The sequence below is a fragment of the Niastella vici genome (genome assembly GCF_002077945.1).
Classification (GTDB): domain Bacteria; phylum Bacteroidota; class Bacteroidia; order Chitinophagales; family Chitinophagaceae; genus Niastella; species Niastella vici.
Genome location: NZ_LVYD01000043.1, coordinates 257,559 through 283,384 on the forward strand (window position 1 = coordinate 257,559; position 25,826 = coordinate 283,384).

Annotated in this window: 20 protein-coding genes; 11 read left to right on the forward strand and 9 right to left on the reverse strand. The window is 44.7% G+C overall.

Annotation, left to right across the window (positions count from 1 at the left end; translation table 11 throughout):
• The first annotated feature begins 8 nt into the window (after positions 1-8).
• Both A3860_RS13830 and A3860_RS13835 read left to right on the forward strand, forming a co-directional pair.
• Complete coding sequence (locus A3860_RS13830) at positions 9-1,379, forward strand: RagB/SusD family nutrient uptake outer membrane protein (RefSeq protein ID WP_158085241.1); 1,371 nt, start codon at positions 9-11, stop codon at positions 1,377-1,379.
• A 113-nt stretch (positions 1,380-1,492) separates the two neighbouring features.
• The gene (locus tag A3860_RS13835; protein WP_081147294.1) at positions 1,493-2,767 is read left to right on the forward strand and encodes a redoxin domain-containing protein; all 1,275 of its coding nucleotides are present in this window, start codon (positions 1,493-1,495) and stop codon (positions 2,765-2,767) included.
• Here the strand turns inward: A3860_RS13835 and A3860_RS13840 are convergent.
• From A3860_RS13840 to A3860_RS13855, 4 genes are all read right to left on the reverse strand, one after another.
• Positions 2,751-3,797 (reverse strand): hypothetical protein, encoded by a 1,047-nt coding sequence (locus A3860_RS13840; RefSeq protein ID WP_081147295.1) that lies wholly within the window; start codon positions 3,795-3,797, stop codon positions 2,751-2,753. The genes A3860_RS13835 and A3860_RS13840 overlap by 17 nt on opposite strands.
• A 61-nt stretch (positions 3,798-3,858) precedes the next feature.
• On the reverse strand, positions 3,859-4,059 hold the full coding sequence (locus A3860_RS13845) for a hypothetical protein (RefSeq protein WP_081147296.1): 201 nt from the start codon (positions 4,057-4,059) through the stop codon (positions 3,859-3,861).
• 80 nt (positions 4,060-4,139) lie between these two features.
• Complete coding sequence (locus tag A3860_RS13850; protein WP_081147297.1) at positions 4,140-4,631, reverse strand: MauE/DoxX family redox-associated membrane protein; 492 nt, start codon at positions 4,629-4,631, stop codon at positions 4,140-4,142.
• Between the two features lie 229 nt (positions 4,632-4,860).
• The gene (locus tag A3860_RS13855) at positions 4,861-5,226 is read right to left on the reverse strand and encodes a helix-turn-helix domain-containing protein (protein ID WP_081147298.1); all 366 of its coding nucleotides are present in this window, start codon (positions 5,224-5,226) and stop codon (positions 4,861-4,863) included.
• Positions 5,227-5,695: 469 nt separating this feature from the next.
• Between A3860_RS13855 and A3860_RS13860 the strand changes: the two genes are divergently transcribed.
• Positions 5,696-6,697: a hypothetical protein gene (locus A3860_RS13860; RefSeq protein WP_081147299.1), complete on the forward strand. Its 1,002-nt coding sequence runs from the start codon at positions 5,696-5,698 to the stop codon at positions 6,695-6,697.
• Between the two features lie 106 nt (positions 6,698-6,803).
• Here the strand turns inward: A3860_RS13860 and A3860_RS13865 are convergent, their stop codons facing one another.
• The gene (locus A3860_RS13865; protein ID WP_081147300.1) at positions 6,804-7,538 is read right to left on the reverse strand and encodes a polysaccharide lyase family 7 protein; all 735 of its coding nucleotides are present in this window, start codon (positions 7,536-7,538) and stop codon (positions 6,804-6,806) included.
• 342 nt (positions 7,539-7,880) lie between these two features.
• Positions 7,881-8,489, reverse strand: coding sequence for an RNA polymerase sigma-70 factor (locus tag A3860_RS13870; RefSeq protein WP_081147301.1), 609 nt, complete (start codon positions 8,487-8,489; stop codon positions 7,881-7,883).
• A 183-nt stretch (positions 8,490-8,672) separates the two neighbouring features.
• Between A3860_RS13870 and A3860_RS13875 the strand changes: the two genes are divergently transcribed.
• From A3860_RS13875 to A3860_RS13910, 8 genes are all read left to right on the forward strand, one after another.
• A complete protein-coding gene (locus A3860_RS13875) occupies positions 8,673-9,293 on the forward strand; it encodes a GyrI-like domain-containing protein (RefSeq protein WP_081147302.1) in 621 nt (206 codons plus the stop codon).
• 201 nt (positions 9,294-9,494) lie between these two features.
• Positions 9,495-10,691, forward strand: coding sequence for a FecR family protein (locus tag A3860_RS13880; RefSeq protein ID WP_081147303.1), 1,197 nt, complete (start codon positions 9,495-9,497; stop codon positions 10,689-10,691).
• 250 nt (positions 10,692-10,941) lie between these two features.
• Positions 10,942-14,298 (forward strand): SusC/RagA family TonB-linked outer membrane protein, encoded by a 3,357-nt coding sequence (locus A3860_RS13885; protein WP_173820215.1) that lies wholly within the window; start codon positions 10,942-10,944, stop codon positions 14,296-14,298.
• A gap of 9 nt (positions 14,299-14,307) precedes the next feature.
• The gene (locus tag A3860_RS13890; RefSeq protein ID WP_081147304.1) at positions 14,308-15,774 is read left to right on the forward strand and encodes a RagB/SusD family nutrient uptake outer membrane protein; all 1,467 of its coding nucleotides are present in this window, start codon (positions 14,308-14,310) and stop codon (positions 15,772-15,774) included.
• A gap of 16 nt (positions 15,775-15,790) precedes the next feature.
• On the forward strand, positions 15,791-16,600 hold the full coding sequence (locus A3860_RS13895; RefSeq protein WP_158085242.1) for a DUF4843 domain-containing protein: 810 nt from the start codon (positions 15,791-15,793) through the stop codon (positions 16,598-16,600).
• Between the two features lie 23 nt (positions 16,601-16,623).
• The gene (locus A3860_RS13900) at positions 16,624-18,045 is read left to right on the forward strand and encodes a PKD-like family lipoprotein (RefSeq protein WP_081147306.1); all 1,422 of its coding nucleotides are present in this window, start codon (positions 16,624-16,626) and stop codon (positions 18,043-18,045) included.
• 39 nt (positions 18,046-18,084) lie between these two features.
• Positions 18,085-19,188: a TlpA disulfide reductase family protein gene (locus A3860_RS13905; protein ID WP_081147307.1), complete on the forward strand. Its 1,104-nt coding sequence runs from the start codon at positions 18,085-18,087 to the stop codon at positions 19,186-19,188.
• A 164-nt stretch (positions 19,189-19,352) separates the two neighbouring features.
• Positions 19,353-20,198, forward strand: coding sequence for a CvfB family protein (locus tag A3860_RS13910; RefSeq protein ID WP_081147308.1), 846 nt, complete (start codon positions 19,353-19,355; stop codon positions 20,196-20,198).
• A gap of 12 nt (positions 20,199-20,210) precedes the next feature.
• On the opposite strand, the gene A3860_RS13915 is transcribed toward A3860_RS13910, so the two are convergent.
• From A3860_RS13915 to A3860_RS13925, 3 genes are all read right to left on the reverse strand, one after another.
• Entirely contained in the window at positions 20,211-20,966 is a 756-nt protein-coding gene (locus A3860_RS13915) for a porin family protein (protein WP_081147309.1), read from the reverse strand.
• Positions 20,967-21,144: 178 nt separating this feature from the next.
• On the reverse strand, positions 21,145-22,602 hold the full coding sequence (locus tag A3860_RS13920) for a RagB/SusD family nutrient uptake outer membrane protein (RefSeq protein WP_081147310.1): 1,458 nt from the start codon (positions 22,600-22,602) through the stop codon (positions 21,145-21,147).
• A 37-nt stretch (positions 22,603-22,639) separates the two neighbouring features.
• Positions 22,640-25,705, reverse strand: a complete 3,066-nt coding sequence (locus tag A3860_RS13925) for a SusC/RagA family TonB-linked outer membrane protein (protein ID WP_081147311.1) — start codon at positions 25,703-25,705, stop codon at positions 22,640-22,642.
• Positions 25,706-25,826: the final 121 nt, after the last annotated feature.

The following is a 25,826-nucleotide window of genomic DNA, read 5'->3' on the forward strand; positions in this document are numbered from 1 at the left end:
ATACGCGCATGCTTAATTATAAAATTATTTGGTTTGTTTTAGCAAGCATGGTTATGCTTTCCTGTAAAAAGGACTGGATCGAGGTGAAATCGGACAAATCGCTGGATGTGCCAACCTCTATTGAAGATTTCCAGGCTATGTTAGACAATGCGGTTATTATGAATGACAATCGCCCCTCATTGGGAGAGATCAGTGCTGATAACTATTATTTGACCGATGCATTATGGGATAGCTGGGTATCGATAAACAGGAATGCACATATTTGGGCCGGCGATATATACAGCGAAATAACTACCGATCAATTCAATTGGAATACGTCGTACCGCCAGGTTTTTTATGCAAATATTGCCCTGGAGGGAATTGATAAAGTTGAGCAGCAGGGATATAACGCGGCTGCCTGGAATAATGTAAAAGGCAGCGCGCTCTTTTTCAGAGGAGAAGCATTTTTTAATTTGTCGCAATTATTTTCAAAACCGTATAGTTTAACAGGTACTGATGGCGCCGGTATTCCCCTTCGTCTGAATGCAAACCCTAATGACGCGTCTGTGCGGTCGGGCCTGCAGCAAACCTATGACCAGATCCTGAGCGATTTGCAGGGTAGTGTGGATTATTTGCCGGTGATCCCATTGTACAAGACACGGCCATCAAAACCGGCTGCTTATGCGCTGTTGTCAAGATTTTATCTGGTAAAACAGGATTATGTAAACGGGTTGAAATATGCCGATCTCTGTTTGAAATTGTATGATTCGTTATTGGATTATAATACGCTTAATGCCAATGCCACTTTTCCCATTCCGGCATTAAACAGGGAAGTTATTTTTATGACAACAATGGAGAATGCGGCTTTCTTGCCTGGTACACATATTGTTGATTCAAACCTTTACAATGGTTATGATCTCAATGATCTGAGAAAGAAGATCCTGTATAGGGCTAACACGGCCGGCCAGTTATATTTCAATGGCACTTACACTGGCGGTGCCTTAATTCAGAACAGTAGAACTTTTGGTGGTATTGCTACAGATGAAGTATATCTCACAAGAGCGGAATGTTATGCCCGCACGGGAAATATCACCGCTGCCATGGACGATCTGAATGCAGTAATGAGTAAACGAATGAAGACCGGGTTCTTTGTTCCTTTCACCGCCGCCAACTCAGGTGATGCGTTGAAACTGGTATTGCAGGAAAGAAGAAAGGAAACGCCGTTCCGCGGTTTAAGGTGGCTCGATTTGAGGAGGCTGAACAGTGAAGGGGCTAATATAACGTTGACCCGAACGGTAAAAGGTCAGCTGTATACTTTACCGCCCAATGATCCAAAATACGTATTGCCTATTCCACCAGATGTTATTTCCCTTACAGGTATGAACCAAAACGAAAGATAGTTTTTCGCTATCGTGCATTGATACATTGATACAGAGCAACGCACGGACCGTTCACGGTCCGTGCCCTATTTTATGCCAGCTTTTTGCTTGACGGTAAACGTAAATTCATTAATATGAAAAAAATACTTTCGATAATAGGATTTGTATTATTTGTAAACGAGGGATGGTCACAATCAGCTCAGGCCCTTAACAGTGAAGTATCTCTTATAAACCAATTATGCCCTGAGTTCTCATTTGATACCCTGCTGAATTATAACAAAGAAAAATTGGCTTTATCAGACTTAAAGGGAAAGGTTGTTATAATTGATTTTTGGGGAACGTTTTGCATTCCATGCATTAACGCTATTCCGAAAATGGAACAATTGCAAAAGAAATTCGGGGATAGCCTGCAGGTGCTGATGGTGGCAACAGATGGGTTTCAAAAGGCAAAACAGTTTTATGAAACAAGGCAAAAGGCCAATAAACCGATGTACCTGCCTTGCGCCATAAACCGGAAATTTGTTAAGTATTTCCAGTTAAATGGAGTTCCAACCTATGTTTGGATAGATGAGAAAGGCTTTATAAAAGCCATTACAGACCAGTCACAAATAACAGAACAAAATATTGGTGATTTTATCAGGGGTAAGCCTGTGCAGTTACGGCAAATGGTGAAAGAAGTCCGTAGGGATTATAAAAAAAGCCTTGTTGCCACAGCAAGCGAAATGGATAGCAGTAGCGTGCTGTATAATTCATCATTGACGAAATATTTAAGTGGTTTTACAAGCACCTATACGCCACTTACCAGGGGGCGAACAAAAGTTTCAGTGACCAATTTGTCGATCCCGCTGCTGTACCGCATAGCTTTTGGGGATACGGCCAATTCTATAGAGTATAACAGAACAGTAATTGAATCGGCTCATCCGGAAAAGCTCAGCTGCCCTAAAAGCGAAAGTTTTGAAGCATGGAGGATTGATAATACGTTTTGTTATGAACTGATGGTGCCAAAAGAAAAGCAAAAAGATATCCTGAAAATAATGCAGGGCGAGTTAAAAAAAATGTTTGGGTATAATGCATTTCAGGAATTGCGTACTCAAAAATGTTTGGTACTGACTGCAGACAAGGACTTTCATTTTTGGGCAAGCAAAACTGTAATCCCTAAGGTTATATTCAGTACAGGTGGCATTACCGTGACCAACTATCCTTTTGCTCAGTTTGCGGGAATGATCCAGCATTACATACCTGATAAAATTATCTTTGATGAAACCGGCATAACCGGCAATATTGATATTGCTTTACAGGCAGAGATGAATGATGTTGATTCGGTAATGGAAGCGCTGAAAAAATTTGGCTTACATCTTCATTGGGAAGACCGGCAGGTACAAATGCTGGTCATCAAAGATCCTGAATAAAGCCCAGGTCATACAGAATGACAGTGTTGCTATAAATTGCATACAGGGTTTTATTAATTACATGGAACTGATGCGGTTTTTTCCCCTGATACGGTGGAATATAGAAGCTGCCTTTATACGAGCCGTTAATTAAGTTATATACATCAATCACGGCATTTTCTGTGAAATCCAATGAATATTCATTGTCGGCTTGTAACATTGATTCCAAAAATAGCTTGCCGGCAGCTACAGCGCCCAGGTTATTCACGAATTGGGGGGGCTGCTTCATGGTATACGATGATCCTACATGGGCTACCTTTATTTCTCTTTTAGTAAGCGTATCGATTGTGCGGGCCGTAAGTTTTAAATTGAGGTTAGTATCCATGCAAATAAACCCGTTTTGATAAAAATAGGTATAACATGCCAGATGGGTGGTTGAATCATAATACAGCATGCCATCGGTGGCGAAAGCATTCTGTTTATTCCTTTCTGTAAAGTGATCTTCAATGGCTGGATACTTGCTTTTTAAATCGATTTTCACAAAGATCGCATCATTCGTTTTCGGTTCAATTGTTTTTAAAATAAATTGATCTTTTGCGAAATTTGTTTCTTTTCCAAAGAATTTTTCAAGACCATACCTGTCAACATTGCCCGAGTCTAAATTATAGTCGAGGATGCCAGGCAGGTTACGGCATGCAATATAAAGATGCCGGCCGCGAACGAACATTCGAATGCTTGAATTTGCTTTTACATAAGGGGGGATGGGTATAGTGAGCGTTTTAAGGGAGTCGAGGTCAGCGTTTGTGCGGTGAACTGCGTAGGGTGTATTATCCTGAAAATAGATGGCGTCGGGTTGTAAGCCAATTATTCTACTGACAGATACAGGCAGGGTAACCAGTTTCCGAATTTTTAAGGTGCCGGTGAGCATTCGTCTTTTAAAACCATTCTTTTTTTCATTCGTGTTTTTTGCAAGGAATGCCAGCAAGGTTATAATACCAAATGCTGCCAGAAATAATGTAATTAAGGTCAGGACTGGCTTCTTATTGTTCATAATAAAAGGTAATGAATAAAAAATCTAACCACCGGCTGATTGCCGGTGGTTAGAAAGCATTTTATTTAGTAACAGGAGTGAAAAATACAGGATTACCGGCATCATCTGTACAACAATAAGTATCGCCACCTGTGCATACCAGGCCTTTGGGATCTACCTTGCTGCATAGATCAAAGGTTTTTTGCACCTTGTTGGCCATTGTTGTTCCTGTAATTGCCAAAACGAGCGTTAAAGCGGCTAATGAGATTCTTACTTTTTTCATAATTCAGTCTGTTTTTTGTAAAACAGTAAATTTTAGTTTTGTTTATACCTACTCTTTTTTAGGTTTTCGGTATCCCCTAATTACGCGTAAATATTTTTATGCTGCATAAGGACGCCTGCAGCTGAAATGGCTACGAAGAAAACATTGAATACAACATGTTGATGCCACGATAAATTTTCCAGCACCCCGCCACAGGAACAGGGAATATAATAGCTGAAATTCAACATGGTTATCAAATAAACCGTGAATAAGCTCATCAGGAAAAAAGATGCATACAGCGCGATGAGCCGCGTCTTTTTTATAACCAATAAAAAAGAGATCAGAATTTCTATTGCAGGAATGGCCCAGGCAATGAGATTAGCGTAGGCCGTGACATAGGGCGATTTGCTTAATTGAACGGTGAACCGGTCATAGTCAGATACTTTGCTCAATGCCGCATATATAAACAGCAAGATCAGCAGGGAACAAATAATTTCAATGACAGTGTTTTTTCTTAACCAGGAGATTGCGATCGGTTTTTGGAAAAAAGCTCCCTGGGTCAAGTAGCTGCTACCTAACGTTTCTTTTTTCATACAAAAGGTTTACATGCCAGGCCCCAATAAGGCCAGGCGGTATTTATCAAAAACTAATAAATGGTTTTTATGTATTGCACTTTCCCGGAAAGAAGGCTTTTACAGGTGCCAGTGGTTTATAACAATGCAAAAATGTAAGAAAATGTACCTGGTTTTATAACGATCATGTGCAAGTTACGTATCTGAAATTGGCGAATCCGGTAAAATTCATGGCGAATCCGGTTTTTCTTCATTCCAGCATAAAGGTATGTGTGCTGTCGGGTGTATGCATTTTTCGCCATTGTAATGGCGCCATACCGGTTGTTTTTTTAAACTGCTTTACGAGGTTACTTACATCACACCCCACTTTTATAGCAATGGCCTTTACCGGCTCATCGGTTGTTTCAAGCATTTCTTTTGCCTTTTCTATACGAACGCCAATAAGGTACTCATAAATTGTTTTATTATTTACATACTTAAAGCCTTTACGCAGTTTGCTTTCATTGGTTCGTACCCGCCGGGCCAAATTCGAATGGGTGTTTGTATTCCTGTACTCGTTCTCTAAAATAGTTTTTACCTGGGCAATTTTATGCAGGTCATCGTTTGATAGTTTCATAGCAGGTTATTTAAGGTAAAGTTTAATTAGATACAATTATACTGAACAGGTACATTATCGCTGGCACATTACCCTGGTGAATTTTAATAGGAAGGATTTTTTGCGGGAGGGGAATGGCAAAATTAGTTTGTTTGGCAGTATAAATTATATTAAAAAATTGCGTATGTAATTTACTGGTAGTATTCAGCTGCATGAATAACAGTAATAACAGAAAAGTGATAAAACGATTTGCCAGCTATAGTAACGGTAATCTGCAAGTTCATTTATTTTGAAAGCTGCGGCAGCATCGGCGGTATTTTTTGCCAGCCAGCCCACCAGGGCTGCATCCAATACCGGCAAAAAGGCCTACTTATCCTGAGCAATAAAAGCTTCCTATAATCGGGTAATTGGGGTATATCCATTACCATTGATATGGCATTCGTTATCTTTGTACCGACCGTCAATAACCTCCCCAAACAATAACCCATATATGAACACCCCATTAATCAATAAGTCATTATCACTGACCCGTTTCTTCGTTTTTTTGCTGTTGTTGGCAAATATTGGATGCCAGAAAGAATTGTCTAAAGATACCCTGGGCTCAGGCGGCACGGGCGGTGGGGGTGGTACTTCCAGCGGTTCGGCCCAGTTTTCCCTGGTGCCATCGGGCTCCAACTGTTCCGATGCGGTTGTTTCGGGCAACTTTGAGGCAGGCACTGCCCTTGGATCCGACGCTATACTCACTGTTACAGTAAATGTTACCAAAACGGGTGACTGGACGTATACAACTTCCCTGGTGAATGGTTTTGTGTTTGCCGGGGCAGGGAATTTCACCGCAACAGGTAACCAGGTCATTACCCTGCAGGCTGGTGGTACCCCGGTGACTGCCGGCAATTCAAATTTCAAACTCAATTTTGGAAGTGCTGCCTGTTTATTCTCCGTAACTGTAGCTGCCGCCGGTAGTGGCGGTACCACCAGTGAATATTATTATAAAGCAACCATCGACGGCGTAAATTACTCGCAGGGTGTTACTTCAACTAATGATTATGAGCCTGGCCGGGGTTTGGGTGGTGTTGATGATGTTGCCTTTGGCGCCGGTATCAACTATACAAACCCACCATTGCCTGCCGGTAAAACCGAGTTTGGGATTGACAGGGCTTTTATGCATCATTATACAACCGCTACACAGGCCCAGTTCAAAGCCTTTTTTGCAGCCGGCGATTATGCTTATTCTGCCTTAAGCAATGATCAGGTTGACAATGGGATAAGGATCTACTGGACCGATACCAAAGGGGAAGTTTGGGATTCCAGAGATAAGACAGACCAAACCAGCGCCACCTTCAAGATCATCAGCGCACAGGACTTTACTGATATCGGGGGCGATTATAATGTAAAAGTAAAAGTGCAATTTAACTGTAAGCTATACAACAGCGCCGGCGCCTCAAAGACCCTCACGAATGGGGAAGCGGTAGTGGTTTTCGGAATGCTGTAAATGCGCCCTGAGCGAAGTCTTATAAAACGACGCCCGGGATTCCGGAACGTCGTTTGGAAAAGAATGCCTTATTTTCAGGCGCCATTAATTACTACAACGGTGCCGGTTACTGGCCAACCGGGCCGTTTTTCCAGTACTTTATATTTTTCCAGCGGGTTTCTGACCGGGAACCGCTGATATTATATACGCCGCATTTGAAATAATGGGTGGCGTTACCGCGATCAGCAAAAGTTCCTTTCAACGTACTGTTCAAATAAACATAGATCTTCCCGTTATCGGCATCATGCTGCACATTCACATGTATCCATTTATTATAGGCGCTGGTCATCAGGGTTTCATTATCGTAGCGTTTTATGGTGCCACCGCTGGCGGAATGAATTTTAAGCATAATGGCCGTTGCATTGGTAGCGCCCCCGAAAACCTGCATAATGTCGGTTCCGGCCGAACCTGAAACTATATATACATCGCCTTCGAACTGATGCCTTCCTGAAGTGTAATCGTTATTCATGCGCAATTCTGACCGGGGCCCTGTGGTGCAGCCCTCAAATTGACATTCATCATCGGAATAGATCCAGAAATGATGTTCTCCACTTGAATAACTATACCGGTCAGATTGAGGAAGGTTCCAGGGCGTTTGTATACCATAGGTGTAAGATGTTTGCGTCCAGCCGCTGGTTGGGTTTGCCTCCGTATGAATGGGCCGGTCATTGGGCTTGCGTTCGGCGGTGGAAGTAGAAGTTTTTTTACAACCAGGCATTAACCCTGCAGTTAAAATAATCGCACATAGTAGGGCGATCCTGAGTAACGCAGTCAGGCTGCGTTTTGATGTAACAATGTTCATTGGCAAGTTGGTTTTAATGATTAATGAATAAGCAATGCTATCAACAGCGGCTATGGCAAGCACAATACAACGGGGCGCCGCAGTTGTATTGGCTGCCCGGCAGCCATTGAAACCAGTACTTAAAAATTAAGGAATCCGTTAGGGGAAAGCGGTAGGCCAATTGGCATTCTATTCGTATAAATTACCCCGCTACAAAATAAAAGACCTTCCACCGGCCGGCTAATGGTTAAATGATGTGTCAAAAGATCATTTTTGGGCAAACTGCAAAAGGGAAGAGGGCTTATCTAAACAAATGGTCCTGTTTCCTAAGAACTGATAATTATTTATCAACGTTCAGCCATACTATTTATAAATGAAAGTGGCCGCAATGATGATGGCCAGGGAGGCCCCGCCCAAATGAGATTTAAGGATCTTCAATGCCAGATAGATCTGTTTCTTTACCGTTTCTTCTGAAATTTGTAAGCGCTCGGCAATTTCCCGGTGGGTAAGCTGTTCCAGGCGGCTTAAGCGGAATACTTCCCGCATTTTGCCAGGCATTTTATCCATCAGTTGATCGATATTCGCTGCCAGTTCGCGGGCATAGAGCTCTTCTTCCACGGAGGGAAGACTATGATGCACCTCCATATAATTGGTAAAATCTTCCAGATACCCCCCGAGGATCATCTCCCTTTCGATGCGATCGATACATCGATAACGCACGGCGGTTTTCATATACGCTTTCAGATCAGCGATCTCAGGGAGATGCTGCCGCCTGTTCCATAAAGAAACAAATAGTTCCTGCACACAATCTTCTGCTTCTTTTTGGGAACGCAGCACATTCATGGCCTCGCGGAACAATGATTTCCAGTAACGTTGGTAGATGGCGGTAAATGCAGCTTTATCATTATGCGTAAGCTGTTGTAGCAGAAATTTGTCAGTATGTTGATCAAAGTCAGAAACCTGCATCTCCATGTGATGAGAAGCGTTGAAATTACAATAAAAATCATATAATAGTTGTCAGGAGGCAAAGGCTTTGTTGCTAAACCTTGCTAAAACAAGGGAAACTCTTAGTGCGCTGAATTAATTATTGTCAGGCATACTGACATAGGGTTGTCAGTCAATGGGTACTTCTTTGCAGTATTAAAACAGGAACAAATGGATAAACTCGATCTCACCAAAAAGTATAAGTCCTATTTCACCGCAAAAACAAAACCTGAGCTGGTGACCATTGAAAAAGCACATTTTATTTCCATACAGGGCAAAGGTGATCCTTCGGAACAATTGTTTGCCAACAGGATAGAAGCATTATATGCCATTGCCTATACCATAAAGTTCATGTATAAAGCGCAGAATAGTGACTTTACCGTTTCAAAACTGGAAGGGCTGTGGTGGTACAATGAACACAGGTATCCTGGCAAAACTATAGAAACAGCGACTGAGGTGCCCCGGAATGAATGGGAATACCGTTTACTGATCAGGATGCCTGAATTTGTTATGGCGCATGATATAGAAACAGCTGCAGCAACAGTTAGAGCTAAAAAGGGACTTCAACTGGCCGGTGAGGTAACCTGGTTTACCCTGACAGAAGGTAAGTCAATTCAAATGCTACATGTAGGGCCGTTCTCAACAGAACCGGAAACCCTGAAACAGATCGCCGCATTTGCCGATGTAAACAAGCTGAAAAAGAATGGGCTGCATCATGAGATATACCTGTCTGATTTCAGGAGAACAGCACCTGAAAAATTGAAAACCATTTTGCGGGAACCGGTTCTATAAAACAAAACCAGGAACATAATATAGTAAACGGGATAATGATCTGCCCGTTCAGGACCTCGCCTTGCGGCGGGGTCTGCTTTTTTAAAAAGAAAATTTAAAAAAAAGTTAAGGTGCCTCTACCACCACTTTCTTTTTTTTCCGACTTATACCAGAATGCCTGCCGTATTAAAAACCACCTTAACCTAAAATGAATGATTGACAATGGATGCTAAACAATTCAGCGACCTGTTGCAACGATACTGCCTCGGCACCTGTACCGATGATGAAAAACAATGGGTAGAGAGTTGGTATAATGAACGGCGTCGTAATGTATATAACCCGTTACCTGAAGCTGAGGAAGAGCTTGCCGGTGAAAGAATGTACCGTGCGATAAACGAAATGATCACTGCAGAACCACCCGCTATCGTAATACCAATATGGCGCCGTCGCATAATGTGGTGGAGCGCCGCCTGTATCCTGGTATTGCTGGTAACTACCAGTTACTTTGTGTTCAATCATAAAACGGTTGTACATGTTACTGTCAAAACAAACCACGAACCGGCTGTACAACCAGTGCAACCTGGCGGTAATAAGGCCGTACTTACACTGGCAGATGGGTCAACGATCGTGCTCGACAGTGCTGCGAATGGCGCATTGGCGCAACAGGGCAAAACGATAGTTTTTAAAAAGAAGGATGGAGAACTGGTGTATCACTCCAAAATCAACGGCAATCAGGATGTTATTGCCTGGAATACCATCAGTACACCGCGCGGTGGCCAGTATCAGGTAGTATTACCAGATGGTACTAAAGTATGGCTGAACGCGGTCTCTTCCCTGCGTTTTCCATCCAGCTTCAGTAGAAAGGAAAGAGTGGTTCAATTAACGGGCGAAGCCTATTTGGAGGTGGCGCCCTTGAGTCTGACACCAGGGAAAAAGGTCCCATTTATAGTTGATATCATCAAGGGAGGGCGCATAGAGGTATTGGGAACACATTTCAATATCAATGCGTACGATGATGAAGCAGCGATAAAAACAACTTTATTGGAAGGATCGGTAAAGGTAGTACAATCGGTTCCTACCCGGCCGGGAACTAATGAACAATCAGCAATTTTAAAACCTGGGGAACAGGCAGAAATAGCGGCAAATTTACCATTGACCATTGACCATTCACCAGATGTTGACCAGGTAGTAGCCTGGAAAAATGGCCGTTTTCAATTCAATAATGCCGATGTGCAAAGCGTCATGCGTGAGATTGCCAGATGGTATGATGTGGAAATAGCCTATGCAGGAAAAGTGCCTGCGGAAAAATTCGAAGGGGAAATACCCCGCAACAGTAGTATTAACGAAGTATTTAAAATACTGGAACTAAGCAATGTGCATTGTAAAATAGAAGGGAAAAAAATAACGGTATTGCCTTGAAAAATTAAACAACCAAAACTAATTTTTAACTAAAACGCAACCAAAACACAATGAAAACCTGATCAACTGTTTATTGACTGCCGTACATAAGAAAGCCGGAAGCGCGGGAACGCAACCGGCCTAAATGGGCAAACTCTGTAAAAGCGTCGAAACTGTTATTTGTTTACCCAATTTTAAAAGTATGATTTTTACCATTCTTTGCCAAGTCGTGCGCATACCACAACGGGCAAAGGCCAAAACTATTCTGGTTATGAAGTTAACCGCTGTTTTTTTGCTGGCGGGCTTCTTACAGGTAGCTGCAGCGGGATATCCGCAATCAGTAAGTATCACCAGGGAGAACATTTCGTTGCCGAAACTGTTCCGGGAAATAAAGAAGCAAACCGGTTATGTGTTCTTTTATAACACCCGCCTGTTGCAAAAAACATTTCCGGTAAACATTGACGTCAAAAACAAAGGACTGAAAGAAGTGCTCGATCAGTGCTTTGCCTCACAGCCCGTTACCTATAGTATCGTCAACAAGACCATTGTGGTAAACGAGCGGGTAGCGATGCTGCCAGGTATTGCCATACAAAAGGATACCACACCTGTAGAAGTGGAGATCCGGGGCAAGGTGCTCGATGATGGATCAGGCAGCCCGGTGAACGGCGCCAATGTAGTGATAAAAGGCGGCCAAACCGGCGTTAGCACCTATGCAACCGGTATCTTCTCCATTAGGGCGAAACCGGGAACCGTGCTGGTCGTAAGTTATGTGGGGTACGAAAGCAAAGAGGTCATTGCCAAAGAGGGTATTGTTGTAACTGTACGGCTGGCTTTGAAAGCCAACAAGGACCCCATGACCGATGTGGTGATAACCGGTTACCAGCAGATCAAAAAGGAAAGTTTTACCGGCAATGCGGTTACAGTAACGGGTGAAGAACTCAAACGCGTCAATCCGCAAAATCTTCTTACAAGCATACAGGCATTTGATCCTTCTTTCAAAGTGGCTGATAATAATTTACTCGGTTCAAACCCCAATGCCCTCCCAAAAGTGAATGTACGCGGTTCTACTTCATTGCCTACAGGTACCGGCGATGTGCTTACACGCAACAACCTGGCGGGTAATGTGAACCTGCCCACTTTTATTCTGGATGGTTATGAGGTAACTGTTGAAAAGGTCTTTGACCTGGATGTTAACCGGGTTCAGTCGATCACCCTGCTGAAAGATGCGGCGGCTACCGCCGTATATGGTTCACGCGCTGCCAACGGCGTATTGGTGATCACCACCAAAGCGCCGCAGGAAGGCAGGCTGCAGCTGTCTTATAATTACGAGTTGAATGTACAGGCGCCTGATCTTACCGATTACCATGTATTGAATGCGGCCGATAAACTGGAGTATGAGCGGCTGGCAGGTTTGTATAAAGCAGTGGGCGGTCTTTCGGCCGACGAGCAGGAAGAACTGTATTATAAAAAGAAAGCCAATGTGGTGGCGGGTGTAAATACCTGGTGGTTGTCGCAGCCATTGAGATCAACTTACGGACAAAAGCATTCGATGTATGTGGAAGGTGGCAACACTTCTATCCGTTACGGCCTCGATCTGCGTTATCAAACGCAACCCGGTGTCATGAAGAAATCGGGTCGCAACCGGTACAGCCTCGGTTCTTTTCTTTCCTATGCACCCAGCAAAAAGTTCATGTTTAGAAATGTGTTGACCATTACCCAGATGAATGGATCGGAATCGCCGTACGGTAATTTCATTAATTACGTTCGCATGAACCCATACTATCCGAAAACAGATGCGGATGGTCATATTTTACAGGCCGTAGACCAATGGCTCATCGATACCAAACGAAGCGATACCAGTCAATATAAGACCAATAATGTACTGAACCCTATGTACAACGGCACATTGAGCAACTTCAATAAAACCAAATACATAGAAGTGAACGAGGTGTTTTCGGGCGAATGGAATATAACCCGTGAATGGCGCTTGCGCGGTTTGGTGAGTTATTTAAAACGCAAGACCGACGATGACATTTTTCTGTCACCGCTGAGCAATGAATTCTATGACTACGACCCCAGCCGGCTGAAAGAGAAAGGCAGCTATGAATACAGCACTACCGACGAAACGGTTGTTGATGGCAATTTTACGTTGAATTATAATAAACAGCTGGGCGATCATTTTGTGAACCTTGCAATAGGCGCAAATATGCGCACTGCCAGCAGTGATAATAAATACCTGAAAGCGGTTGGCTTTTCAAACGACCGGTTTACGAACATCTCCTTTGCCAACAGCTATGCCCTGAACAGCGCCCCCCACGCAGATTATCAGTTGGAAAGATTGTTCGGGTCTTTTGTATCGGTAAACTATTCTTACCGGAATAAATACATGGCCGATCTATCGATACGGGAAGATGGTTCCTCAAAATTCGGTACCGAAAACAAGGTGGCGCCATTCTGGGCGTTTGGCATCGGCTGGAATGTACACCACGAAGATTTTTTACAGAACACTATCGTAAGTAATCTGAAGTTGCGGGCCAGCACGGGATTGACCGGCGCGGTATCATTTCCGCCCTATCAGGCAACAACCACTTATAATTATTATACAGGGAACTGGTATTCAACCGGCGTAGGCGCCATTGTTAACACCTACGGCAATCAATCGTTGCAATGGCAGAAGACCGATAACTATGATGTAGGAATAGACCTTGGCCTTTTTCACGACCGGTTATTCCTCAGCATGAAATATTATCAGAAGCTCACGCACGGATTGCTGGCTGATATCATGCTACCGCCTTCCACCGGTTTCAATGCATACAAGGAAAACCTGGGCGATATGAAAAATACCGGCGTGGAATTGAACCTGAAGTATACCGTGTTCAAGAGCCGTGACTGGATGGTGACCCTGATCGCCAATATGGTGCGCAATGAAAATAAGATCCTGAAGATCTCCAACGCACTGAAGGCATATAACGACAAAGCCGACCAGCAGCAAACCACTGATGATTTCAAAGGAGAGCCGCTGTTGCGTTTCAGGGAAGGCGAATCGCTTAATACCATTTATGCCGTTCGTTCGCTGGGCATTGATCCCGAGAACGGAAAAGAGGTCTTTATCAAAAATGATGGCTCCCGAACCTATGCCTGGAATGTAAAAGATATTGTACCGGTTGGCGATAATACACCCGCCGCCTATGGCTATTTCGGAGCGAATGTTTCTTACAAACGCTTTTTACTCTATACACTTTTTTACACGCGTTTTGGTGGAAAGGAATACAATCAAACCCTTGTCGACCGGGTAGAGAATGCCGATCCGCGATATAACGTCGATAGCCGGGTATTGAACGACCGGTGGAAAAAGCCAGGTGATAAAGCCCTGTATAAAAATATTGCAGACCTGGGCACTTCCTTTGCCTCGGACCGGTTCGTGCAAAAAGACAATGTACTGGAGCTGCAATCGGTATATCTCTCCTACAATTTCGATAAGCCTGTTTACAGCAAGCTGGGTATGCGGAACCTGGTGCTGGCCCTAACCGTAAATAATCCCTGGCGTTGGTCATCGATGCAGATCGAAAGGGGTATAGAATATCCCTTTGCCAGGAGTTTTACCTTTTCAATTCAAACAAGTTTTTAAATCGGGCATATGAAGAAATATATATTGTTCGCGATCGTGCTGCTGACGTTTTCGTCGTGCAGGAAATGGCTTGATGTAAAGCCCGTATCACAGGTGTCGGAGGAAGACCTGTTTAAAACCCCGGAAGGTTTCGAAGAAAGCCTGAACGGGATCTATACCCGCTGCGCGCAAAAAGAATTGTATGGCTTTGAGCTCACCGGCGGTTTGCCCGAAGCCCTTGCGCAGAATTATACGTTCACCGGGGAAGACTATCAGCGTTATCAGCAAACGGCAGATTACAGTTATAAAGACGGTTTTTTTATAGCCAGGAAAGACGCTATCTGGAATGGATTGTACAATGCCATTGCCAACTGCAACCTGCTGCTCTATAATCTGGATGCCAAAAAAGAAATATTACCGGCCGATCGCTTTGCATTGATCAAAGCCGAAGCATTGGCGCTCAGGGGTTATTTACATTTCGACCTGCTGCGGTTGTTTGGGCCTTCGTTCAAAAGCAATCCATCGGCTAAGTCCGTACCCTATGTTACTGATTTTTCAAACAAGGTTGCCCAATTATTAACAGTGACCGAAGTACTCTCAAAGATCATTACCGATCTGTCAGCAGCCAAAGAATTGATACGTCCGGTTGATCCTATTGTATCGGCAGGCTATAGAACAGGTTACAATACCGATGTCCCTTCTACAGAAGAATCATCGCAAAACCTGTTCCTGCAGAACAGGCGGCATCGAATGAACTATTACGCCATTTGCGCCGAGTTGGCCCGGGTGAATTTGTATATGGATAAAAAGAACGATGCATTGAATAACGCCGCGGAAGTGATCGCTTCGAAAAAATTCCCCTGGACTGCAACTGCTGATTTCATTGATCCCGATCCAAAAAATAAAGACCGGATACTTTATAAAGAACAGGTGTTTGCCTGGTATATACCGGCACTGAAAGATACCCTCGACGCCCGCTTCAACTCAGGAGTGAAAAGCCTGTTCATAGAAGAGAACGCAGGCAACACCCTGTATGAGACCGGCGGGGTAGGGGCCGAAGATGTGCGATTCAAACAATGGTTTAAAGGTGTGAGCGGCAGTTCTTCTTTCAACCGGCTTGAACTACAGAAATACCTGCGGGATAATGATAAGAACCGGCATTACCTGGTGGCGCCTGCTATCCGTTACAGTGAAATGTTCTATATCGCGGCGGAATGCCTCTACGATACCGATCCGGTAACTGCGCTGGCATTGCTCAATACGGTACGGTATAACCGTGGCATGGGTATACCGCTTGCCGTAGCCAACAAAGATGAGTTAATAAAAGAGCTGGTAAAAGATGCCCGGAAGGAATTTTATGCCGAAGGACAGATCTTTTACATGTACAAACGGCTACATGCCAGCATTGCAGGCCAGCGGGGAAGTAGCATACCACCATCTGACAAGATATTTGTATTGCCGCTGCCGGATAATGAAATCGAATTCGGGAACCGTTAAACAACCGCAATTGATTATGAAAAAAAGAATGATCATTTTAATGGCGGTTGTTGTAGCAATGACCGCCTGCCGTAAAGCAGATCAGATCACCTATCATTCAGCTGACAATATTTATTTCGATCTTGATCCCTGGGGGCTGCGCGATAGTATCCTGTACACATTCGCCTATCACCCAAACAGGCTGAAAGATACCGTGTGGGTCCCTGTTAGTATTTCAGGCAACCGGGTCAATAAAGACAGGTATTACGCGGTAAAGGTGGTTGACACCGCTACCACTGCACTGCCCAACATTCACTACGAACCGCTGAAAGACCAATATAAAATCTCAGCCGGTTATGGCTGGCAGAATATGCCAGTGGTCTTATACAATACCGATACGCAAATGGTGCGGCGTTCCTTTTCGCTCACCATTCAAATGGTAAGTACAGATGATTTCGGCGCAGGGTTCCCTTCATTGATCACGGCCCGCCTGGTATTTTCAGGTAAACTCGAAAAACCCAAATGGTGGGATATGTGGTTGGGTGGTTACTATTCGCAGGTGAAGCACCAGTTATTCAGACTGGCAGCCACTACCGATGACCTTTCAACCAGTGGGCTCGACGCGCCGGAGAACCTGTACTTTGTTGATAAGCTGAAAAGCCTTCTGAACGCTCCTTTTACCTGGGTTACTAATAATCCCGATAAGGGTTATCTACTCACGGCAAGGCCCGATGGTAATTACGATTTTTATTATTCAGGTACGCCCAATAAAAAGATCCTTTTGCAAAAAGACGGCGCTACCGGTAAATATTATTTTATTGATGAAAATGGAAAACAAGTGATCTAGGTTAACAGCTTAAAGTAATTCAAATGAAACGAATAATAATGGCCGTGCTTACAGCCTGTGGGTTGCTACAGCTGGCCTGTTATAAAGATAAAGGCAACTATGACTATCATTTGCCTGAAGAACCACTGGTAACAGGTGTAGATTCATTGTACAATGTGTTCCTGGGCGATACGTTGATCGTAAAACCAACGGTGACTACCACCGATGCCAAAGCCTGGTTCGGCTATTCGTGGCGGATATTGATCCCGAAGGAATTCCGCGATACCACATTTACCGGCCCGGCATTGAAACTGGTATTCAGTCTGCCGCCCGATAGGTATGCTGCCCGCCTCACGATCACCGATAGCTCGAACGGAATGAAGTATTTCCGGGAATTTGAGATTGAAGGCAAAACCCAATTTTCAAACGGCACCCTGGTGTTGAGCCGGGAGGGGAATACGGCACAGCTCAGTTTTGTAAAACCCGACAGCACAGTGATGCCCCGCATTTACCGCGCCCTGCATGGCGTCGATTTGCCCGGTGGCCCGCAACAGATAATCGACCTGGTCCATAAATATATTTCGCCAACGCCTGCATTGGGTTACTGGATCACCGGCAGCGAAACAAACGATGCCGGCGTGCAAATTTCAACAAATACCCTGCTGCAAATAAAAACCCTGCGCAATAATTTCTTTGATCCGCCCGCGGTGGCCAAACCCGGCTACCTCGAAAGCTCGGCTACCGGTGTTTTGCAAGGTGTTATTAATGGCAAATTGTATGTAGGGGCGTCGCAAACCTATTATGGCAGCGATGTATATGGCATGTTTGGCCTGGCTACTGCCGGTGATTATGAATTATACAGGCGCGCAGCATTCAATAGTGTAATGCCTTATTTCCTGGGTTACGATCTCAACCGCAAACAGTTTGTGGCATTTACCAATTTCGGCAGCGCCGCCTATATTGGCACCGGCTACCAGGTAACAGATATAACCCAGTTCGATCCTAAAGCCGTTCAGCTCGATCTGCTGCATTTTCAGCAGATCAACGACAACAACTGTTTTGCCTTTGGTAAAGCTATCGATGGCACTTTGTATGAATTAAAATTCGGCGCCGCTTTTAAAGGGTATGTAGAACTGTCGCCCGTGTATAAACGCGCATTTGCACAGCCATCCCTGATCACCGGCACTACCCAATGGGCCGGCACACCCGCCGAAATATTTTATTTTACTTCAGGCGACAAGGTATACCGCTACAACCCATTGAACCAGGAAATAAAACAACTCGTGACCGATTTTGGCGGCAAAACCGTCACTATGGTAAAAGTGACCGATAATGGCAATACCCTGATTGCCGGGGTTGATGGTGCTGTGTATCTGCTTGATATCAGTACCGGTAAATTCGGCGACATCCTGAAAAAGTATGTTAGCATTCCCGGATCACCCGTTGATGTGGTGGTCAGAAAATAAGCAGGCAACTAAATTAAAACGTTCAATAAATATAAATTCATGAGATACTTCTTGCTGAGTGCATCACTTCTCCTGTTAATAACAAATTACGCCTTATCGCAAAAAAAAGCGTCCCAATTCCTGATCAAAGCCAACATTGCTCATTTTACCGATAGCCTGGTATACCTGAATTATGGAACGCTTGGCGCATCCGCTACGGATACGGCTGTGGTAAAAAACGGCAGCTTTACTTTTAAAGGGCATGTTGACGAGCCAGTTCCGGCCATGATCTTTTCAAAAACATTTAAAGTGCGCATCGATCTGTTTATAGAAAATATGCCTGTAACGGTGGTGGGCGACGCCGATTCCTTCTACAATACCAAAGTGACCGGAAAAGGCGCCGTACAGGAATTTGAATTATTCAACCAACGGTTAATGGACAACCGGAAAAGTACCATTGCTCTTTTTGAAAAAGCATACAAGCTAAAGCAGTCAGGCGATAGCATAACGGCAAAACAAATACAGGCGCAGGCCGATAGTCAGTATAACTGGGAGTTTAAAGCGCGCCTGCAATATGTAACAGATCACCCCGCAAGTTATATTGCCGCCAGGGAATTGCTCGCTTACACCAGCACCAATACACTGGCCAAAAGTATAAGTTTGTTCAACACGCTCGATGCCTCCATTAAAGGATCAAATGTAGGAAAGGAAATTGCTGCGCGCATTGACCTGCTAAGCAAGGTAGAAGAAGGCAGGCCGGCGCAGGATTTTACCCAGCACACACCCGAAGGTAAACCCGTTCAGTTATCATCCTATAAGGGCCGCTATGTACTGGTTGAATTCTGGGCCAGCTGGTGCGGTCCCTGCAGGGCCGAAAATCCCAATCTGCTGAAACAATACCAATTATATAATAAAAAGGGATTCGATATACTCAGCGTGTCGCTCGATAGTAATAAAGAGCTGTGGCTGAAAGCCGTTGAAAAGGATGCGCTTCCCTGGACGCATGTGTCGGACCTTAAAGGATGGAGCAATGCCGTGGCTGTTTTATATGGCATCAGGGCTGTGCCCGCCAGTTTTCTCATCGATCCTGCAGGCACCATCGTGGCTACCGGTTTACGGGGCGAAACATTGAATAAAAAGCTGGAAACAATTTTTAGCAAGTAGATCCAACGTTCTATTGCATTTGATGAAAAACCCTAACTATCGCCATTCAACAATGATCTGAGAATGCTGCTTATGCGTTCCCCTGGTTTAACCGGGGGAACGTTTTTGTTTACAAGCGCATTTATTTTTTTTTAACGTTCTTTGCAAAAAAATACTACAGGTACATGGCAATAAGCAGCATAAAAGTTGGGGAATACAATACATTACAGGTGGCCCGGGCATTTGATTTCGGATTATACCTGGGCGAGGGCAAGGATGTGGTCTTATTGCCAAAACGGTTTGTTCCCCCCGGTGTTGAACCAGGCGATACCCTGAAAGTATTTGTTTACCACGATTCGGAAAACCGGCTCATAGCCACCACCCAGCAGCCCTTTGGTATTGTAGGGGATATTGTAAAGCTGAGAGTGGTATCGGTTACAAAGCTGGGGGCCTTTATGGACTGGGGGCTGATGAAAGACCTGTTTGTGCCCAAATCAAAACAGCTGGAAGGAATGCGGGTAGGTGGGGATTATATCGTAAAAATTTACCTCGATGAACAAACCGGCCGTGTGGCTGCCTCTGAAAAAATAGAACCGTTTTTAAGCAATGAACGGTTAACGGTAAAAGAACTGGACCCGGTTGACCTGCTGGTTTACCGCCGAACCGATATAGGGTATGTGGTCATCATCAATAACCGCCACACCGGCGTATTGCATTTCAATGATATATTCCAGGAAATTCAGGTGGGCGATTCGCTGAAAGGTTATATCAAGAACATTCGCGAAGATAACAAAATAGACGTTGCTGTAGGAAAGGTAGGTTACCAACGCGTAGAGGATGAAGCCGGTAAGGTAATGCGGCTGTTGCACGAGAACAATGGTTACCTGCCTTATAATGATAAATCGAGCCCTGAAGAAATTTATTCCTTCTTTGGAATGAGCAAAAAGACCTTCAAAATGACAACGGGCAATCTGTATAAGAACAGAAAGATCATTTTTACTCAAACGGGCATCAAAGCGGCGGAGGAATAGAAAAGCCTTGTATTAAAAACGCGCAAGATGATAGCTGATCCCTAACTGCGCCTGAAACGCTTTGCCTTTATCATACAGTGGTTTGTAGGTGCCTTCCTTTTTGTAAATGGAATTAAAGAAATATTGACTGCCCACAAGGAGGTCAATATTGCGGGCAACGTTGATGCCGGCATATGCGTGGGCTCCATATAACATTTTCTGTGCATCTCCTTTCTCCTCAAAAAAAGCACCAAGGGCTTCCCAGGGATGTGTGTTAATATCGTAAATAACGACTCTGTTGGTATACTTTTTACCCAAAAGATAGCTAACAACAGGGCCGCCCTGTATAATAAACCGCTTACTGTTAAAGGCAACATTTACAGGGCGTATGATGAGGTAGGTTAAATTGGTATTGGAATTACCGAGGTAAAAATCATTTCTATAAAAAGATTGTGCTATATATGTTCTGTAACTGAAACTCATTTCCATAACCCCCACTGCAAACGAAAGTTTCCACCTTTCGTTGATCCTTTTGGCCACTTCCGCTTCTATGGTATACCCTCCGCCGGGCCTGGTTTCTGATCGGGTTTCGGTTATTACTGGCGGATTGCGGGCATTATTAATATCGATCAAATTAGGCACAATAAAACCATCAACAATGTAAATGCGATTTTTAAAATCGGGCAACCAGGTAAAGTTGCCATTTGCGTTTATTTGCAACTCAAATTTTTGTGCAGTGGCTGTCAGGGTTACCAGTGTAAGCGCTGCCAGCGGGATAAGGAGTTTCATTTTTTATAGAAATTTAATAAATAAAAGGGACTAAAAAAAGCCCCTTGGCAAAGCCCGGCAGTAAGAATAAAAAAGGCCGTCCCAACTGCGGTGGACGGCCTCGTGCGTGTTTCGATCTCAACGAAACTATTTTAATTATCAGTTTTTCCCTTATCCATCATCACATTATCTTCCCGTCTTACTGGGGATAGCCATCATTCTGACCAAGGTTCCTGTTTGCATCGCGCTCTGTTTGCGGTATGGGCAACAGGAACTGATAATCCTGTACGGTTATGCCCAATGGCGCCATTACCTGTTTGTACCGTTTCAAACGTATGAGGTCGTAACGGCGATGGCCTTCAATGAACAATTCGCGGGCCCTGTCTTTCACCAGGCTGTCGATGAATGCATCCGGTGTAACAGTATTGGTGAAATTCAGTTGCAGGGTTGGGTCTTTCAAACCTGCTCTCGATCTTACCGAATCAACCCCGGCGAATTTGGCCGGGTCGGCGGGATTGATATTGTTGAGCGCTTCTGATTGCATCAGCAGCACATCGGCATAGCGCAGTACGATCCAGTTTACATTTGAGTTATTACTGTTATTTACATATGAAGGATCGCGGTATTTATAAACAAAGGGCGTTACGCTGGTTGAACCCACCTTGTTCGCCATGTTATAATTCCTGCGTATGCTGTCGGCACCAGAGTAGCCGTTGTTGAAGAAATTGTTATTTACAAAGAAAGCACCGGCGCCGCCCAATTGAGAAGGGTAGAACATGCGCAAAATGATATTCGATGTAATGCCCGTAGTTACAGGCCCGAACTGTACAGAGAAAATGTGCTCGGCGCCATTTTTCTTATCATTATCAAATATATCCTGGTATTTAGACAATAGTTGATATTGTTTGGAAGCGATCACCTTGTTAAGGGCTGTCAGCGCATTCTGGTTATCCTGCGCATCGGCATAGGGTGAGCTGGCTCTTGTGAGGTACACTTTGGCCAGCAGTGCAGAAGCTGCACCGGTAGATACCATGCCTTTATTGCCGGCGGGAATCTTACTTTCTAACAAACAATTGGCCTCTGCGTACTGCAGGTCTTCAATAATGGTTTTGTAAATATCCCCGGCACCCGTTCTTGAAGGGAACAACAATGTATCGTAGGTATTTTCTAAAGGGCGTAACATCAGCGGAACATCGCCAAAATTACGTACGAGATCAAAATAGGCCAGGGCGCGAAGGAACCGCGCGTTGCCCACGATATGGTTGCGGTTGGTAACATCCATATTGATGCCGGGTACATTTTTAATAACATCGTTGGCCCGGCTAATGATCTGGTAAGATGTTCGCCACCAGTTAGCAATCTCTGCATTGGAAACTGTCCATTTGAATGTATTCAGTTCGGCGCGTTCTGCAGTGGTGTTGCCTATGAGGTTATCGGCCGGTAGTTCTGCAATGAGCCAAACGGTGCGCTGATAGGAAGTTTGCTGCTGCATGGCACTGAAAACCCCATTGATGGCTGTTTGGGCATCGTTAGCATTCTTGTAATAATTCATTGGCGTAAGAAAGCTGAACGCTTTCTCTTCCAGTTGTTTTTTGCAGGCGGCCACTAACATAAGAATAAGACCGGCGCCTGCTATAAGGAAAATAGTTTTTTTCATTTTAGTTCGTTTAATGTAAGCAATACGGTCCCAATGGTTAAAAACCGAGCTTCATACCCACCGTATAGGTTTTGATATTCGGATAAGGGTTATAGTCAATATTCAGTGAAGTGTAATTGCCCGATGTATTGGAATAGGAATTCACTTCGGGATCGTATCCTGAATAATCAGTGATCGTTATCAGGTTTTGAGCAGTAGCATAAATGCTGGCCGTTTTGAACACGGGCGTCAGCCTTGGCAAAGGTAGGTCATAGCTCAGCGTAATGGTCTTGAATCGCAGGTAGCTGCCATTCTCGATCATGTCGCTGGTTACGCCCAGGCTGCGCCGGTAGGTGCTCCATACCGCTGGCAGCTTGTTGCTGGTGCCTTCGCCGCGCCAGCTATCAGTGGCTACATAAGCGAACTTATTGGCATAGGGAACGCCATTCTCCATTTCAATTTTGTTCTCATTGAGGATGTCAACTCCCTGTACACCCTGTATCAGCACAAACAGGTTGAAGTGGCCTACGGTGAGACTGCTATTAAATCCATAAGTGAATTTTGGCAAGGCATGGCCAATGATCGTTCTGTCAAAGGTTCCATCGAGGGCGCTGTCCCCATTGAGGTCTTTGTAAATAGGATCACCGGGTTTTACACTTTGTTTGGTACCGCTTTTGTTGATCTGGTCCTGCGTTTGCCAAATGCCATCGAACACATAGCCATAAAATTCACCGATGGGCCGGCCTACCTGCAAAATAGATGAATTACGGCCGCCAGGGAACAGGTTCGAGCTTACATTACCGGTATACTGGAACGGTACGGCGCCCAGGTCAAGTATCTTGTTACGGTTAGCCGAAATGTTGAATGAAGTACTCCATTTAATATTTTTCTGATCTATATTAATGGTATTGATTGCCAGTTCAATACCCTTGTTCTGCACGCTGCCAATATTCTGTGTCATGGTGCTGAACCCTGAAGTGGAAGGCAGGGCTACCTGGAACAACAGCTTGGTGGTTTTCTTATCGTAATAATCGGCAGTGATCTGAACACGGCCACCCAGTATAGCGAGATCAAAGCCGGCGTCCAACGCCTTGGTAGCTTCCCAGACAAGGTCGGGGTTGGGCAGGTTATTGGGAGAAAAACCGCTTACACGCGCCCGGTTCAGCACATAGCTGTTGGCTGTATATTGCTTTTGCGAAAGATACGAACCGATCTCCTGGTTACCGGTGGCGCCATAGCTTGCCCGCACTTTCAGGTCGCTGATGGCTTCAACATTTTTCAGGAAGGCTTCGTCCTTCACCCGCCAGGCAATGGCGCCGGAAGGAAAATATCCCCATTTATTATTTACACCAAAACGTGATGAACCATCGGCCCTGAACGTGAAGGTGAACAGGTATCTTTCAAACAGCCGGTAATTGAGGCGGCCAAGGAAAGAGGCCAGCGCATTTCGGGTGGTGCTCGATCCGTCTGCCGCGGTACCTATCCCGAGGTTATCGGTGAGCAGGTTATTGGTACTGAGGGTCGTTACGGTTGAAGTAACGGAAGCATTCTTGAATTCCTGATAAGTGAAACCGGCTACGGCATTGATAACATGTCCGCTACCAAGTTTTTTATCGAGGGTAATGGTGTTTTCGTTCAGCCAGTTGTAGTTATTGTTGGTAACTACCTGTGCGTATCCGTTATTCTGTGCGCCCAGGTAAGTGGTGCTTGGGCGAAACACATCGTTGCGATAGTTGCGGTATTCGCCACCAAAGCTGCTGCGCAGCTTTAATCCTTTAACTGGTTCCCATTCGCCAAATACATTGGCGAAAATGCGCGTATTCTTGTTTTTGTCACTGTTAAGATTAGCTGCTGCCACCGGGTTGCCTACTTCAATGGCATAAGGTTGCGGGCCATTCTTGAACGTATAAGCGCCGGTGCTGTCATACACAGGGGTAATGGGGCTCGATAACAGGGCATCGAGCAGGGTGCCGCCACCGCTGCCACCTGTAGTATTTACGTTGGCCTGCAATTGATTTTCGTAGGAGATCTGTGAGCTAAGCCCCATCTTGAGCTGATTGCTGATCTTATTGTCGAGGTTGAAGCGCAGTGTTCCCCGTTTATAATTTGACCCAATGATAATACCATCCTGGGTGAAATAGTTCATGCTGAGATAATATTTGGCATCGGCTGTGCCACCGTTAAAGCCCAGGTTAAAGTTGCTGATTTGGGCACTGCGGAATAATTCATCCTGCCAGTCGGTGCCTTTACCCATAGCATCAATTTGCGCATCGGTATAGGGAACCGCATAAGCAGGGTTTGTTTTGGGCGCAGCTTCGTTCACAAAGCGTGCATACTGCTGCGCGTTCATCATATCGAGTTTGTTGGCAACGCGCTGTACACCTGTATACACATCGAAATTAACACCTTTTTTGCCGGTGCTTCCTCTGCGGGTAGTGATGATCACAACACCGTTGGCGCCGCGACTTCCGTAAATGGCCGTGGCCGAAGCGTCTTTCAATACGTCAATTGATGCAATGTCGTTAGGGTTCAATGCGGTAATGTCGGCCCCCGCATACCCGTCAATTACATACAATGGGTCGCTGCTCGAGGTAATGGAGTTGGTACCGCGAATGCGCACGGTCAATGAAGCGCCCGGTTGTGAGTTGGTTTGGGTTACCTGAACACCCGCTACGCGGCCCGATAACAGCTGACTGGTTCCGAATACGGGCGTTTTGTCAATGCTCGATAAACCTACCGAACCAACTGACCCGGTGAGGTCTTTTTTGCGGGATGTACCATAACCAACCACTACTACATCGCTGAGTACAGTTTCAACTTCGCGCAAAGTGATCGTCACTTCGCCGTTGTTGTCGGTAACATCCACTTCCTGACTGGTATAACCTACAGAGGATGCTACGAGTACTACTGGTTTGGTGTCTGGGACCATCAGGGTGAAAAAACCTTTAGGGTCGGTAAAGGTACCTATGTTAGTACCTTTTAACTGAACATTGACTCCCGGCATAGGTAAATTGGATGAATTAAAAACCTTGCCGAAAATCCTTTTTTGTTGGGCTGTTGCATCATAGGGTATGATTGACCATAGGATGAACAGGATCATGCAGAATTTCCGAATAGCAACCATTGTGTTTGATTAAGGTTAATATAACAAAAGCGGGTGAAATTGGAAAAAATAGAGCGTATTATATAGTTTAGTTACGGAAACGTTTCCGTTGATATAGGGGCGTTAGCGATAGTTTAGCAGC

Bases quoted from the DNA above. Each gene is read 5' to 3' on its own strand.
- A3860_RS13920 (WP_081147310.1), bottom strand. From the start codon at position 22,602: ATGAAAAAAACTATTTTCCTTATAGCAGGCGCCGGTCTTATTCTTATG.
- A3860_RS13900 (WP_081147306.1), top strand. From the start codon at position 16,624: ATGAAACGAATAATAATGGCCGTGCTTACAGCCTGTGGGTTGCTACAG.
- A3860_RS13835 (WP_081147294.1), top strand. From the start codon at position 1,493: ATGAAAAAAATACTTTCGATAATAGGATTTGTATTATTTGTAAACGAG.
- A3860_RS13865 (WP_081147300.1), bottom strand. From the start codon at position 7,538: ATGAACATTGTTACATCAAAACGCAGCCTGACTGCGTTACTCAGGATC.
- A3860_RS13840 (WP_081147295.1), bottom strand. From the start codon at position 3,797: ATGAACAATAAGAAGCCAGTCCTGACCTTAATTACATTATTTCTGGCA.
- A3860_RS13915 (WP_081147309.1), bottom strand. From the start codon at position 20,966: ATGAAACTCCTTATCCCGCTGGCAGCGCTTACACTGGTAACCCTGACA.
- A3860_RS13895 (WP_158085242.1), top strand. From the start codon at position 15,791: ATGAAAAAAAGAATGATCATTTTAATGGCGGTTGTTGTAGCAATGACC.
- A3860_RS13845 (WP_081147296.1), bottom strand. From the start codon at position 4,059: ATGAAAAAAGTAAGAATCTCATTAGCCGCTTTAACGCTCGTTTTGGCA.
- A3860_RS13875 (WP_081147302.1), top strand. From the start codon at position 8,673: ATGGATAAACTCGATCTCACCAAAAAGTATAAGTCCTATTTCACCGCA.
- A3860_RS13855 (WP_081147298.1), bottom strand. From the start codon at position 5,226: ATGAAACTATCAAACGATGACCTGCATAAAATTGCCCAGGTAAAAACT.
- A3860_RS13925 (WP_081147311.1), bottom strand. From the start codon at position 25,705: ATGGTTGCTATTCGGAAATTCTGCATGATCCTGTTCATCCTATGGTCA.
- A3860_RS13870 (WP_081147301.1), bottom strand. From the start codon at position 8,489: ATGGAGATGCAGGTTTCTGACTTTGATCAACATACTGACAAATTTCTG.
- A3860_RS13830 (WP_158085241.1), top strand. From the start codon at position 9: ATGCTTAATTATAAAATTATTTGGTTTGTTTTAGCAAGCATGGTTATG.
- A3860_RS13905 (WP_081147307.1), top strand. From the start codon at position 18,085: ATGAGATACTTCTTGCTGAGTGCATCACTTCTCCTGTTAATAACAAAT.
- A3860_RS13860 (WP_081147299.1), top strand. From the start codon at position 5,696: ATGAACACCCCATTAATCAATAAGTCATTATCACTGACCCGTTTCTTC.
- A3860_RS13890 (WP_081147304.1), top strand. From the start codon at position 14,308: ATGAAGAAATATATATTGTTCGCGATCGTGCTGCTGACGTTTTCGTCG.
- A3860_RS13850 (WP_081147297.1), bottom strand. From the start codon at position 4,631: ATGAAAAAAGAAACGTTAGGTAGCAGCTACTTGACCCAGGGAGCTTTT.
- A3860_RS13910 (WP_081147308.1), top strand. From the start codon at position 19,353: ATGGCAATAAGCAGCATAAAAGTTGGGGAATACAATACATTACAGGTG.
- A3860_RS13885 (WP_173820215.1), top strand. From the start codon at position 10,942: ATGAAGTTAACCGCTGTTTTTTTGCTGGCGGGCTTCTTACAGGTAGCT.
- A3860_RS13880 (WP_081147303.1), top strand. From the start codon at position 9,495: ATGGATGCTAAACAATTCAGCGACCTGTTGCAACGATACTGCCTCGGC.